Genomic DNA, 13,779 nt, shown 5'->3' on the forward strand with positions numbered 1-13,779 from the left:
TACAGGAGCCTGACAATGAACATGTCGTCCCGCGCGCGCCGTCGCGCCGTTCCCCTTCTCGCTGCAACCGCGTTCTTCGCGCAGCCCGCACTGGCCGATGCGCCGATGAATAACGGGGCCGCGCAGGTCGCGATCACGCTGACCGGCGATAATGGCGGCGCGTGTGTCCTCGATCACGACAGCGCGGCGGCGGGGCCGATCACCTTCACGGTGACCAATGAATCCGCCCCGGCGATCTCCGAGCTGGAGCTGCTGTCGGACAGCCGCATCCTCGGCGAGAAAGAGAACCTCGCCCCCGGTCTCCCCGCGTCGAGCTTCACCGTCACGCTCGACGGTGGCGACTATCGCATCTATTGCCCGGGCGCTGTCGAAGACACCGTAGCCTTCACCGTGACCGGCGAGAGCAAGCAGCGCGCGCAAAGTGCGATCGGCGATCTCCTGGATGAAGGCACCGCAGGCTATGCCAACTACGTCGAAGGCATGGTCGATGCGATGGTCACTGCGAGCGAACGGCTCGCCGCGAAAGTGGATGCGGGCGACGTGGAGGGCGCGAAAGCGGCCTATGCGCAGGCGCGTCCGTTCTACGAGCGGATCGAGCCCGACGTCGAAGGCTTCGTCCTGCCCGGCACCGACCCGACCGACAACTCGGGCAACCTCGATTACCTGATCGACATGCGCGCCTCGAACCTCGACCCGGCGGTCGGCTGGCACGGCTTCCACGCGGTGGAGCGCGACCTGTTCGAGGGTGGCGAGATCACCGACGAGACCAAGGCGCATGCCGCGGAACTGGTGAAGAACGTCAAGATGCTCGCCGATCTGTCGGGCGGGATCGAGTATCGCCCGGAAGATCTGGCGAACGGCGCGGCGGCCCTTCTGGAAGAGGTCCAAAGCGGCAAGATCAGCGGTGAGGAAGAGGCCTATAGCCATATCGACCTCGTGGACTTCGCGGCCAATATCGAAGGCGCGCATCAGGCGTTCGCCTTCCTCGAGCCGGGGCTGAAGCGGATCGATCCGGATGTGGCCGAGACCATCGCGCAGCGCTTTGCGGATGTGCAGACGATGCTCGAAGACTACCGCGATCCCGAGGCTCTGGGCGGCTACAAGATCTACGATGCCGAGCTGCGCAAATCGGACGCGGTGAAGCTGAGCCGTGCGATCCAGATGCTGCAGGAGCCGCTGTCGCGGATCGCCGAAAAAGTCGCCACGGCAAGCTGAAGACGAAGGAGGCCATGATGCGCGGGCAAGACGATAAACCGGCAGGACTGTCACGGCGTGGGCTGTTTCTGGGCGCGGCAGCGCTTGGGGGCACCATCGCCACGGCGGGGCAGGCGGCGGAGACCGGCAAGGTCGCGCCCGACGCCATGCCCGACCCGGACCAGAGGCGCTACGCCTTCTACGGCACCGGGCCGCAGGCCGGGATCGCCACGCCGCCGCAGCAGCATCTGATGGCCATGGCCTTCGACCTGACCGGGACCGATCCGCGCGCGCTGCAGGTGCTGCTCGCGCGCTGGTCGGCCTCGATCGGGCTGATGATGGAAGGGCGGCCGGTCGGTCCGGCAGAGCCCGACCGCGAGACGGCCACCGCGCTCGAGACCGGCGAGGCGCTCGGTCTTGGCCCGGCGGGGCTGACGGTGACCGTGGGCCTTGGCCCGCGCGTTTTCTCCAAGGAGATGGGGCTGGCGGCGAAGGCCCCGCCGCATCTGCGCCCGCTGGCCGATCTGCCGTCGGACGCGCTGCGCCCCGAGATCAGCGGTGGCGATCTCTCGCTACAGGCCTGCGCCGACGATCCGCAGGTCGCTTATCACGCGGTGCGCATCCTCGCGCGGATCGCGAAACGCACCGGCGCCGCAACGGTTCGCTGGACCCAGCTCGGCTTCGGGCGCGCCTCCGCGGGCGCGGGGCAGGAGACGCCGCGCAATCTCTTTGGCTATCGCGACGGCACCCGCAACATCACCACGCCCGAGCAGCTCGCGCAGCATGTCTGGGCCAATGACGGTCCCGAATGGCAGCATGGCGGGACCTATCAGGTGATGCGCCGGATCGAGATGCATATCGAGAACTGGGACAACGCGCAGGTCAGTCACCAGAACGACGTCTTCGGGCGGCACAAGCTCACCGGCGCGCCGCTGACCGGGACGGACGAATTCGACACGCCCGATTTCAAGGCGAAGAACGCGCAAGGCGAACCGGTGATCCCGACGCATGCGCATATCCGTCTGTCGGCGCATGAGACCAATGACGGCATCCGCATCCTGCGGCGTGGCTACAACTTCACCGGCGGGCTGAATGCGGTCGGGCGGCTCGATGCGGGGCTGTTCTTCATCAGCTACCAGAACGACCCCGCGCATTTCGAGGCGCTGCAACGGCGGCTCGGCGCGTCGGACCTGCTGAACGAGTACATCTCCCACACCGGATCGGGGCTGTTCTGGGTGCCGCCTGCCGCGCCGAAAGGCTCCTATATCGGCGCGCCGCTTTTCGCAGCGGTCTAAGCCTCCGGAGCGGATCCGGCGGTGACCACTTTGCGCGCCGTCGTCGCGGCGGCGTGCAGGTGGGTCTGCATCGTGGCCGCGCTGCTGCAGATGTGAGGCCCTGCCTTCTTGCCATCCATCTGTGCCTGCGCGCTGTTCCCCGCGCATCTGTGCCGCCCATGCCACAGCCCGCTCGATTTCTTCCGGAACCTATGTCGACATTCCGCGTTGGGCGAGACTTAACGGTGACCGAAAGGCTCACCGAGCCGTTGCTGCACCTTGGGGATGGCTACGCCCTCACAGTGCGAATCGCGTGGGGTGCGAGGCGAGGTTCCGTGTTCGGGCCCTCGAAATCCGGCCTCTCCCGCATGTGAGGCCACCATCGCGCTCCCTCGCGTCTGCGTGACCTGCAAGGGCTGCGCGGGTTTCAAGAGGTAACATCCGTTCAGATGACCTTGAGGTAGAGGCGTCCGTCGGCAACTCCCTGCTGAGCTCTCGGCATTTGGCTGCCGGTTCCATCGATGGAACCGCGTGCGGCCCTTTTGTTCGTCCCCGAAATTTCGAAGTTGCGCCCTTCGACACGCATTCGAAGGGACAACAATCATGGCAAAGGCATCAGGACTGCTCCGTCGCGGGTTTCTCCTGGGCGCGGCGGGCGCCCTCGCAACCCCCTACATCGTCACCCCGGCACAGGCAGGCCAGACGGACGAGCGCCGCCTGCGCTTCCACAATCCGCATACCAACGAGAATTTCGACGCGGTCTATTTCGCGAAGGGGCAGTATGACGACGACGCGATGCGCGAGTTCTACCGGATCGCCCGCGACTGGCGTCAGGAGAAAGAGGTGAAGATCGACAATCGCACGATCAACATCGCCTATAACATGCAGAACATACTCGAGCAGAGCACGCCGCTGATGCTGGTGTCGGGCTACCGCACGCCGAAGACGAACCGTCTCGTGCATGGCGCGACGCATAGCTACCACATGCGGGGCGAAGCGCTCGATCTGACGCATCCGAATGTATCGACCAGCACGCTGCACAAAGTGGCCCTGCGCATCCGTGGCGGCGGTGTCGGCTACTATCCGAGCGAGCATTTCGTGCATGTCGATTGCGGCCCCGTCCGCACCTGGCGCGGCTGAGCGCAGGCCTTCCAAAGACCACCGGCGCGGCGCGCGGTTTCCCTGCCTTCACGGGATCGAAACGAGGGCAGGACGCCGCGCCGCGCTGACGTATCGGCACCCCCGGCGGTGCCATCTTCTCGCGACGTTTTTACGAAAATTTAGTGCCTCGCGCCGCTCGTGCCCTAGGTGAAGGGCGGCTAACCAGCGCCGCGCGAGCGCTCACCGATAAAACGGCGAGGAGAAACTCATGAAATTGAAAATCAACGGCAAGTCCGTCGACGTGCAGTCCGGCCCGGATACCCCGCTCCTTTGGGTGATCCGCGATGAGCTCGGCATGACCGGCACGAAATTCGGCTGCGGGATCGCACAATGCGGCGCCTGTTCGGTGCTGCTTGATGGCACGGTTCAGCGCAGCTGTGTCCTGCCCGTCAGCGCCGTCGGCGACAGCGAAGTCACCACCATCGAAGAGATCGAGAACGACCCCGTCGGCAAGCGTGTCGTCGAGGCCTGGGTCGACAAGGAAGTGCCGCAATGCGGCTATTGCCAGTCCGGTCAGGTGATGGCGGCGACCTCGCTGCTGAAGTCGAACGACAAGCCCACCGAAGATGACATCACGGCAGCTATGACCAACCTGTGCCGCTGCGGCACCTATAACGCGATCAACGACACGATCGCCTCGATTGCCGGCACCGATGCAGCGAAAGCGGGGGATGCGCAATGAACGACCACGATCCCAAAATCTCCGATCCCGGCTACCCGACCGGCGCGCCCGAGAACGTCTCGCGCCGCCGCTTCCTGCTGGCCTCGGCCGGTATCACCGCGGGCTCACTTGTGCTTGGCTTCGGCCTGAGCGTCGCGCCCAACAAGGCGGCCGCAGCCGCGAAGGACATGCCGCCCGGCTCGAACGTTCCGGCCTTCCTCGAGCTGCGCCCCGACGGCAAGGTCCGCCTGTTGAGCCCGTTCAACGAAGGCGGGCAGGGTGTCTTCACCGCGATGGCGCAGATCGTGGGCGAGGAAATGGACGTGGCCCCCGATAGCTTCATCGTCGAGAACGCTCCTGCGGGCAGCGATTACCTCGTGGTCTATGGCAAGATGCGGATCACCGGCGGCTCGATGTCGGTGCGCACCAGCTACGACACGATGCGCAAGCTGGGCGCGGCGGCACGGCAGATGATGCTGGAAGCGGCGGCGAAGAAGCTCGACGCGCCGGTGTCGGATCTGTCGACCGAGCCGGGAAAGGTGGTCCACAAGGCCTCCGGCAAGTCGCTGGGCTATGGTGAACTGGCGGGCGATGCGCTCGACCAGGAGGTGCCCAGCCCCGACACCGTGACGCTGAAAGATCCCAAGGACTTCAAGTGGATCGGCGAGCCCGTGAAGCGCGTCGACGTCTACGAGAAATCGACCGGCAAGGCGATGTATGCGATGGATGTCAAGGTCGACGGGATGCTGCACGCCGCCGTTCAGCACGCCCCGCGTCTGGGTCTCAAGCCCGGCGACATCAGCAACCTCGACGAGGTGAAGGGCATGACCGGCGTCATGTCGGTGCACAAGCTCGACGGGGCGGTGGCTGTCGTGGCCGAGCGCTTCTGGGATGCGAAGACGGCGGTCGAAGCCGCCAAGGTCGACTGGCAGGAACCGAGCGAGGAGGAGAAGTCCAAGATCCGCTACATGCCCGCCGATTTCTCGACCGAGGATTTCGCCAAGCAACTGGCCAACACCAAGGGCGACGGCACCGAGGCCGAGAGCGAAGGCGACATCACCTCGGGCTTCGACGGGGCGGCCAAGACGGTCGATGCGACCTATCAGAGCCAATACCTGCACCACGCCCAGATCGAGCCTGCCTCGACGCTGGCGCGGTTCAACGAGGATGGCACGCTCGACATCTGGCTGCCCAATCAGGCGCCCGAGCAGTTTCAGGCTCAGATCGCGGATGCGGCCGGGATCAAGCCCGAGCAGGTGAAGGTCAACTCGCCGATGCTCGGTGGTTTCTTCGGGCGGCACTTCCTGTACCCGGCGGCCAACCCCTTCCCGCAGGCGGTCCAGCTTGCAAAAGAGGTCGGCAAGCCGATCAAGGTGATCTGGACGCGCGAGCAGGAATTCCTGCGTGACCCGCTGCGCCCGATGGCGGCGGTGCGCTTCCGTGGTGCGTTGGACGAGCAGGGCATGCCGGTGGCGCTCGAGGCGATCTCCGCCTGTGAAGGCCCGACCGAGGCGCTCAACGGCCACAACCCCGACAAGGTCGACGCGATGGCGGTCGAAGGGCTCACCGGCAAGAGCTACGCGATCCCGAACCGCCGCATCGCGCAGAACTTTGTCGAGAACCCGACCTCGCTCGCCTATTGGCGCTCGGTCGGTCATTCGATGAACGACTTCTTCTATGAGGCCTTCCTCGACGAGATGGCCGATGCGGGCGGTCAGGACCCCTATGAGCTGCGCATGAAGCTGCTCGAAGGGAACGAGCGTCTGACCAATCTGCTCAAAGCCGTGGGCGATCTGTCGGGCGGCTGGAAGCGTGGTCCCTTCGATGCCGAGGAAGGCACCCGCCGCGCCCGCGGTGTCGCGATGGCCTCGCCCTTCGGCAGCGAGGCGGCGGCGATTGCCGAGGTCTCGATTCAGGACGGCCAGATCGTCGTGCATGACATCTGGGACGTGCTCGATCCGGGCAGCATCGTGAACCCGGCGATCATCAAGGCGCAGATCATGGGGGCGGCCACGCTCGGCACCTCCGAGGCGCTTATCGAAGAGGTCGCCTACAAGAACGGCGAGCCGACCGCGCGCAACTTCGACTACTACCCGATCCTCGGTGGGGCGCGTGCGCCGCGCATCCATGCGAAGGTGATCGAGAGCGGCGCGAAGATGGGCGGCGTGGGCGAGCCGCCGCTGCCCGCCGTGCCGCCGGCGATTGCCAATGCGGTCTCGGTGCTGACCGGGCAGCGCGTGCGTTCGATGCCGATGGACAAGCTCGACCTGAAGAAGGGCTGAGCCCGTCCGGACGGAAAGAACTGGGGGAGGCGGCGTGATCCGCCTCCCTTTTCAGTCCTGCGAGGCGACAGCCTTGCGGGCGAGCGCGATGAACTGCGCGGCCTCTTCCTCGCTCAACCCTTCCAGAATCTCCGCCTGCAGCCGCGTCACCACGGGCCGCGCGCCCTCCAGGGCCGCTGTCCCCTCCGGCGTCAGATGCAGGCTGCGGGCGCGCCGATCCGTCTCGCTGACGGCCCGCGCGACAAGCCCCTTCTGCACCAGCCGTTTCACCACGTCCCCGATCGTCGCGCGGTCATAGGCGATGCGCGCGGCCAGCTGCGCCTGATCCATTCCCGGCTCGCGCGACAGCGCGTCGAGCGCCGCGAATTGCACCGAGGTCAGTTCCACCGGGGCGTCCTTGATCCGCTTCTGGAACACCGCCGTCGAGCGCTGGTTCAGCCGCCGGATCAGGTGGCCGGGCAGGGTTTCGAGATCGCGTTTCATCGAGGGCGCTCCGGTTTTGGGGTCCTATTCGATATGTATACTTACCATATTGACGTGACGCCAGCCTTTCCGCTAATGGTAAGTATGCATATCAATTGGGAGGGCGCGCTATGCAGTTTCATCTGAACGGGTTCACTACCGGCGATCCGGCCATCGCGCCGCGTCATCCGCAGGCGGGTGAGGCGCTCGACGCGGTCGACGTTCTCATCGTCGGCTGCGGCCCCGCCGGGCTGACGCTCGCGGCGCAGCTTGCGGCCTTCTCCGAGATTTCCGTGCGCATCACCGAGCGCAAACCCGGCCCGCTCGAAGTCGGGCAGGCGGACGGCATCGCCTGCCGCTCGGTCGAGATGTTCGAGGCTTTCGGCTTCGCCGAGAAGGTGATGAAAGAGGGCTATTGGGTGAACGAGGTCGCCTTCTGGCGGCCCGGTGCGCAAGGCGAGGGGCTGCAGCGCGCCGACCGGATTCAGGACGTGGCCGATGACCTGTCCGAGATGCCGCATGTCATCCTCAATCAGGCGCGGGTCCATGATTTCTACCTCGAGACGATGCGCAACGGCGCGCGCCGTTTGACCCCCGATTACGACCGCGCGCTGACCACGCTCACCCGCACCGACGACCCCGATTTTCCGCTCGTCGCGACGTTCGACTGCCTCGATGCGCCGGGCGAGACCGAGACGATCCGCGCGCGCTATGTCGTCGGCTGCGACGGGGCGCGCAGCACGGTGCGCAAATCCATCGGGCACGAATTGCACGGCGAATCCGCGCGCCAGCTCTGGGGCGTAATGGATGTGCTGCCGGTCACGGATTTTCCCGATATCCGGCTCAAGGCGGCGATCCAGTCGGCAACCGAGGGCAGCATCCTGATCATCCCGCGCGAAGGCGGCTATCTGGTGCGGCTCTATATCGAGCTCGACGCGCTGCATGGCGACGAGCGCGCCGCAGATCGCAATGTCAGCGCCGAGATGCTGATCGAGAAGGCACAGGCGATCCTCTCCCCCTATACGCTGGAGGTGAAGGAGGTCGCATGGTGGTCGGCCTATGAGATCGGCCAGCGTGTCTGCGACGGGTTCGACGACAGCGACAGGGACGGCGACGGCGCGTCCGAGCCGCGCATCTTCATCGCGGGCGATGCCTGCCACACCCATAGCCCGAAGGCCGGGCAGGGGATGAACGTCTCGATGGCCGACACGTTCAACCTCGGCTGGAAACTGGCTGCCGTGCTGCGCGGACAGGCGCGGCCAGACCTGCTGCAGAGCTATTCCGAGGAACGTCAGGCCAAGGCGCAGGAACTGATCGATTTCGACCGCGACATGGCGCGGCTGTTCAGCGCGAAGCCGCAGACCAAGGAGGAAGAGGCGCAGTTTCAGGCCTATTTCCAGAAACACGGGCGCTATACCGCCGGGGTCGAGACGCAATACGCGCCGGGGCTTCTGATCGGCGGTGCGGCGCATCAGGCGCTGGCCGCCGGGCAGGTCGTGGGCAAGCGTTTCCACTCCGCGCCGGTGGTGCGCTTGGCGGATGCGAAGCCGGTGCAGCTGGGCCATGCGTTCAAGGCGGATGGGCGCTGGCGGCTGCTGGCGTTTGCGCCGACGGGTGACACCGGCGAGGCGGATGGTCCGATCGCGCAGCTATGCGACCGGCTCGATGGGCCAGAAGGGCTCATTCACCGCTTCACGCCGGAGGGCGCGGATATCGACAGCGTCATCGATCTGCGCGCGGTCTTCCAGACGCCCCATCGCGAGATGCGCATCGAGGCGCTGCCCGCGCTCCTGCGTCCCAAGAAGGGGCGCTACGGGCTGGTCGATTACGAGAAGGCCTTCTGCCCCGCCGTCACCGGCCCCGACATCTTCGACCTTCGCGGCATCGACCGGGCGCAGGGTGCCTTGCTGGTGCTGCGGCCCGATCAATATGTCGCGCAGGTCTTGCCGCTCGACGCGGTGGACGCGGTCGCAGATTTCTTCGACCGCATCCTGATCCCGCAGGCGGCAGGCTGAGGGCGCGTCAGTCGCGGTTCACCTGCACGACGCCGGTCATGTTCTCTGCGCCATGACCGGCCTCGCTGGCCCGCGCGAAGAGGCGTTTTGCGGCCTCCGTCATCGGCATCCGCGCTTCGCCGCCTTCGGCGATGGCATAGCGGAAGTCCTTCGAGATCAGATCGACCGGGAATTGCGGCGTGAAATCCGAGCGCTGCATCGTGCCGGTGATATAGGGCGCGTTCGGCGTCCAGATCGGGGTGGAGGACAGAGCCTTCAGCGCGAGGTCGATGTCCATGCCGCCGCGCTCCAGCATCGGAATGATCTCGGCCCAGGCGGCGACCTGAACGCCCAGTATCGCGTTCGTCGCGAGCTTCATCCGCGCAGCCATGCCCCATGTGCCGACATGGTGCTGTGCCTTGGCGAGCGGGTCGAGGACGTCATGCGCCCGCTTGGCGGTCTCGGCCTCACCGCCGAGGAAATAGACCAGCACTCCGTTCTCGGCTTGCGGCAGGGTCCCCGAGACCGGTGCTTCGAGGAAACTCAGACCACGTTCGCGGGCGTATTCGCCCAACGCGATCGCTCCCTCGGGCGTGATCGTCGAGCTTTCGATCGCGACGGCCTCTTCGGGCAGTCCCGCGAAAGCGCCGGTTTCCGGGTCGCACCAGACCTCGCGCGAGACCTCGGTGTCGCGCAGCATCGAGATCGTGAATTCGGCCTGTGCTGCGGCGTCGCGCGGGGTGTCGGCCTGCGTGGCTCCGGCCTCGACGAGCGGCGCGCAGCGCTCCGGCGTCCGGTTCCAGACGATCAGATCGTGGCCCGCATCCAGAAGGGTCCGCGCCATCCGCGAGCCCATCGCGCCCATGCCTAGAAATGCGATTTTTGCCATGCTCTGCTCCTGTTCGTGATGGTGTTTCTGGCCGAATGCGAGGCGCCTTGGCGGGGTTCCGGGCGTGACGCGCACAACCCGGTGACCGCGCCCCTCTTCACGCCTGCCAGCCACTTCGTAAGGGAAATGTGCCCGCGCGACAAACGTCCAGCCCGCCCCGTCCCGCGATGCCTTCCGCGCGCGTGTCGGATACGACTGGGCCGAAACGCCCAGCCTTGCGTATCCTGAATACCCACGTGACAGGAGACCCCGCATGACAGACCGCGCGCGCCGTGTGCCCAAGGGAAGGATCAGCCGTCTCGCCGCTTTCGGCCAGATGGCAGGCGGGGTTGCCGCAGGGGCGCTCGGCGAGGGCGCGAAGCGCTGGGCCAGGGGCGAGCGGCCGCAGCTTTCCGATCTGGTGCTGACACCGGGCAATGCGCGCCGGGTGAGCGACCAGCTGGGACGGCTGCGCGGGGCTGCGATGAAGCTCGGCCAGATGATCTCGCTCGATGCGGGCGATGTGCTGCCCGCCGAGTTGACCGAGATACTGGCGCGGCTGCGCGAGGCGGCGGATGTGATGCCGCCGAAACAGCTCGACCGTATCCTGATCGCCGAATGGGGGCCGGATTGGCGCAAGCGGTTCGCCCGGTTCGAATCCCGGCCCATCGCGGCGGCCTCCATCGGGCAGGTGCATCGCGCGGTTCTGCCCTCGGGGCGCGAACTGGCGGTGAAGGTGCAATATCCCGGCGTGGCCGACAGTATCGACGCCGATATCGACAATGTCGCCACGCTGTTGCGCTATTCGGGGCTGCTGCCTGCGGGGCTCGATCTCGCGCCGCTTCTGGCCGAGGCGAAGCGGCAATTGCATGAGGAGGCGGACTATCTGCGCGAGGCCGAGCAGATGCGCCGCTATCGCGCATTGCTCGCCGATGACCCGCGTTTCGTGCTCCCCGAGCCGATCGACGATCTGCTGCGTCCGACGATCCTGCCGATGGATTTCCTACCCGGCCGCCCGATCGAGACGCTGACCGAGGCAGATCAGCCGCAGCGCGATCAGGTGATGAGCGCGCTTTTGGACCTGCTGCTGCGCGAGGTGTTCACCTTCGGCTACATGCAGACCGATCCGAATTTCGGCAATTTCCGCTGGCAGCCCGATGAGGGGCGGATCGTGCTTCTCGACTTCGGGGCTGCGCGCTCCGTCGGCCCGGAGACCGCCGCCGCCTATCGCCGCCTGCTGCAAGCGGTGCTGGCCGAGGATCGTGCGGGTTTGCGGGCGGGACTGCTGGAGATCGGCTTTGTCTCCGAGGCGCAGCTTTCGCGGCATGGCGCTGCTTTTGACAAGATGATCGATATCCTGGTGGCCCATATCGCGGATAGCCGTGCGCCCGGCGCGCTGTTCGACTTCTCCGATCGCAGCTTCGTGGAGGCGCTGCGCGCGACCGCCGCCCCGATCATGGCCGACCGATCCAGTTGGCACCTGCCGCCCGCGCACACGCTCTTCGTGCAGCGCAAGATCAGCGGTACCGCGCTTCTCAGCGTGCGGATGCGCGCGCAGGTGCCGCTGATCGACATGGTGCGGCCCTATGCGGAGGCGGCAGGGGGGTAGTGCCCGCGCGGGGCGAGCATAAGAAGCGGACATGGCCGCGTGCGCTATCCGGCAAAGGCCGGCTTTGACTGACGCGGGTCAGCATCCCCGTCGCAGTTCATTCCGTGACCAAATCGGCTTCGCGAGTGCGGGTCATACCAAGCTCGATGTCGCGCAGTATTGCGAGGCGATGCACGACGCGCCGGAGCGACGCCACGCCTCACGCGGCAGGCAGATCGACCCGCGTGTGATGCCCGTCCGGGCGCATCTCGAAGCTGAGCGCGCCGCCCAGACGGGTCAGCGCGTCGTGCGCGATCGAAAGGCCGAGGCCCGAGCCACTCGCATCCGCGCCCTTGCCCTTGACGAATTTCTGCCCTGCCTGCTGCGCGATCTCGGGCGGCAGGCCCGGTCCGTGGTCGTGAATGTCGACCAGAAGCGTATCGCCGGAGGTGGTCACGCTGACCTTGATCGCCGACCCGTCCGGGCTCGCCTGCACCGCGTTCTCGATCAGGTTGCGCAGGGCGAGCGACAGAAGCAGCGGGTCGCCTTCCACCGTCGGCGCGTCCGGCGCGCTGTCGAGTTCCAGCGTCACGCCGCGCCGCGTGGCCAGCCCCGCCAGATCGCCCAGCACCTGCCGCAGGAGCCCGTTCAGCTCGACCGACGTGGCACGTGCCTCGCGGCTGTCCACCTGCGCCAGATCGAGAAGTTGGCGCACCATCCGGTCGGTCCGGTCCACCGAAGTCGAGATCGCGGCGAGCGCGTGTTCGCGCGTGTCGGTATCGGGCGCATGGCGCGCGATATGGGCCTGCGTCTTCAGCCCGGCGAGCGGCGTTTTCATCTCATGTGCGGCATAGGCGATGAACTCGCGTTCGCGCGACCGGGCGGCGGCGAGCCGGGCCAGAAGGTCGTCGAGCGCGCCTGCAAGCGGGCGGATTTCACGGGGCTGTCGCGCCGTGCCGGGCAGGGCGCGCAGATCCTCGCTGGGCCGCGCCTCCAGATCGCGGGCGAAGCGGTCGAGCGGGGCCAGCCCGCGCGAGATCGCAAACCAGATCAGCCCCCACATCACCGGCAGGATCACCAGCGCGGGCCAGAGGAACCCGGCGATCACGTCGCGCACCAGCCGGTTGCGCATCGCGAGACTGTCGCCCACCGTGACCTGCCCGCCCAAATCGGGATCGACGATCGTATAGACCCGCAGCGCCTTGCCCTCCTGCGTCACATTGCGAAACCCGGTCGCGTCGGCGGGCACGATCTGCGCACGCGGCGCGCCGTTCGAGCGTCCGACAAGCCCATTGGTAAAGGACCAGATCTGGCAGAATTGCTGATGCTCGTAGCTGTCGCTCTCGGGCAGCGCGACCTGCGCGGGGTTGTCGCGGTTCAGCGCGATCTGGTTTTTCGAGACCAGCGACGAGACCATCCGCGCCGCCTCCACCAGCCGCGCATCGAGCACCCGCGTCACCTCGGCGCGGGTGGAGTGCTCGATCCAGAAGACGGCGGACAGCCAGACGGCCAGCGTCGCGCCGGTGAGGATCAGGAAGAGGCGGAGGCGGAGCGAGATGGCGAGGTCTCCTCTGGGCGCAGCCGGTAGCCGATGCCGCGCAGGGTTTCGATGAAATCGCGCCCGAGCTTGGCGCGCAGATGGTGGATATGGACTTCGACGGCGTTGCTCTCGACTTCTTCGTCCCAGCCGTATAGCCGGTCTTCGAGGTCCGATTTTGCGAGCACCCGTCCGGGGCGTTCGGCCAGCGCCTGCAACACCGCGAATTCGCGGCGCGAGAGTTTCAGCGGCTGGCCGTTGAAGGCCGCGCTGCGGGTGCCGGGGTCGAGCTCCAGCCCGGCATGGGAAATCTGCGCCGCGGCCCGCCCGTCCGACCGACGCGAAAGGGCGCGCAGCCGGGCGGCCAGCTCGTCGAGATCGAAAGGCTTGCCGAGATAGTCATCCGCGCCCGCATCCAGCCCCGCGACCCGGTCCTCGACCTGATCGCGCGCGGTCAGCAGCAACACCGGCAGCCCGGCGCGGCCCGCGCGCAACTCGCGCAGCAGTTCGAGCCCGGACCCATCGGGCAGCATCAGATCCAGCACGAGCGCGCGATACTCCGCCCCGGCCAGCGCGGCGCGGGCGTCCTCAAGGCAGGACACTACATCGGCGGTGAACCCGGCCATGCCGAGCCCGACCCGCAGGCCATCCGCCAATATGCTGTCATCTTCGACGACGAGTATGCGCATCTTTTCTCCTTCGCGGCGGATACACCGCACGAATCTTAAGACTGACTTAAGCTTCGCCCGCGATCCGGC

11 protein-coding genes are annotated in these 13,779 nt (G+C 66.7%); 7 read left to right on the top strand and 4 right to left on the bottom strand.

Annotated features, from left to right (window positions below; translation table 11 throughout):
- The first annotated feature begins 15 nt into the window (after positions 1–15).
- The 5 genes from efeO to AXZ77_RS04435 all read left to right on the top strand — a co-directional run bounded on the left by efeO (position 16) and on the right by AXZ77_RS04435 (position 6,572).
- Entirely contained in the window at positions 16–1,215 is a 1,200-nt protein-coding gene (efeO, locus tag AXZ77_RS04415; protein WP_218000472.1) for an iron uptake system protein EfeO, read from the top strand.
- A gap of 17 nt (positions 1,216–1,232) precedes the next feature.
- Positions 1,233–2,489, top strand: a complete 1,257-nt coding sequence (locus AXZ77_RS04420) for a Dyp-type peroxidase (RefSeq protein ID WP_098412440.1) — start codon at positions 1,233–1,235, stop codon at positions 2,487–2,489.
- 582 nt (positions 2,490–3,071) lie between these two features.
- Positions 3,072–3,608: a DUF882 domain-containing protein gene (locus tag AXZ77_RS04425; RefSeq protein ID WP_098410201.1), complete on the top strand. Its 537-nt coding sequence runs from the start codon at positions 3,072–3,074 to the stop codon at positions 3,606–3,608.
- Between the two features lie 229 nt (positions 3,609–3,837).
- On the top strand, positions 3,838–4,311 hold the full coding sequence (locus AXZ77_RS04430; RefSeq protein WP_075776330.1) for a (2Fe-2S)-binding protein: 474 nt from the start codon (positions 3,838–3,840) through the stop codon (positions 4,309–4,311).
- On the top strand, positions 4,308–6,572 hold the full coding sequence (locus AXZ77_RS04435; protein ID WP_098410202.1) for a molybdopterin cofactor-binding domain-containing protein: 2,265 nt from the start codon (positions 4,308–4,310) through the stop codon (positions 6,570–6,572). Before AXZ77_RS04430 ends, AXZ77_RS04435 begins: the two co-directional genes overlap by 4 nt.
- A gap of 51 nt (positions 6,573–6,623) precedes the next feature.
- Here the strand turns inward: AXZ77_RS04435 and AXZ77_RS04440 are convergent, their stop codons facing one another.
- Positions 6,624–7,055: a MarR family winged helix-turn-helix transcriptional regulator gene (locus AXZ77_RS04440; protein WP_098410203.1), complete on the bottom strand. Its 432-nt coding sequence runs from the start codon at positions 7,053–7,055 to the stop codon at positions 6,624–6,626.
- A 110-nt stretch (positions 7,056–7,165) separates the two neighbouring features.
- Here AXZ77_RS04440 and AXZ77_RS04445 point away from each other — a divergent pair, with 110 nt between their 5' ends.
- On the top strand, positions 7,166–9,049 hold the full coding sequence (locus AXZ77_RS04445) for an FAD-dependent monooxygenase (RefSeq protein WP_098410204.1): 1,884 nt from the start codon (positions 7,166–7,168) through the stop codon (positions 9,047–9,049).
- A 7-nt stretch (positions 9,050–9,056) separates the two neighbouring features.
- Here AXZ77_RS04445 and AXZ77_RS04450 read toward each other — a convergent pair whose 3' ends face one another.
- Positions 9,057–9,917, bottom strand: a complete 861-nt coding sequence (locus AXZ77_RS04450; RefSeq protein WP_098410205.1) for an NAD(P)-dependent oxidoreductase — start codon at positions 9,915–9,917, stop codon at positions 9,057–9,059.
- Positions 9,918–10,170: 253 nt separating this feature from the next.
- Here AXZ77_RS04450 and AXZ77_RS04455 point away from each other — a divergent pair, with 253 nt between their 5' ends.
- On the top strand, positions 10,171–11,505 hold the full coding sequence (locus tag AXZ77_RS04455; RefSeq protein WP_098410206.1) for an AarF/ABC1/UbiB kinase family protein: 1,335 nt from the start codon (positions 10,171–10,173) through the stop codon (positions 11,503–11,505).
- 199 nt (positions 11,506–11,704) lie between these two features.
- Here the strand turns inward: AXZ77_RS04455 and AXZ77_RS04460 are convergent, their stop codons facing one another.
- On the bottom strand, positions 11,705–13,042 hold the full coding sequence (locus AXZ77_RS04460) for an ATP-binding protein (RefSeq protein ID WP_369679785.1): 1,338 nt from the start codon (positions 13,040–13,042) through the stop codon (positions 11,705–11,707).
- Positions 13,015–13,710, bottom strand: coding sequence for a response regulator transcription factor (locus AXZ77_RS04465; protein WP_078569603.1), 696 nt, complete (start codon positions 13,708–13,710; stop codon positions 13,015–13,017). Before AXZ77_RS04465 ends, AXZ77_RS04460 begins: the two co-directional genes overlap by 28 nt.
- Positions 13,711–13,779 lie beyond the last annotated feature (69 nt).

The organism is Thioclava sp. ES.031 (genome assembly GCF_002563775.1).
In the GTDB taxonomy this organism is placed as follows: Bacteria; Pseudomonadota; Alphaproteobacteria; order Rhodobacterales; family Rhodobacteraceae; genus Thioclava.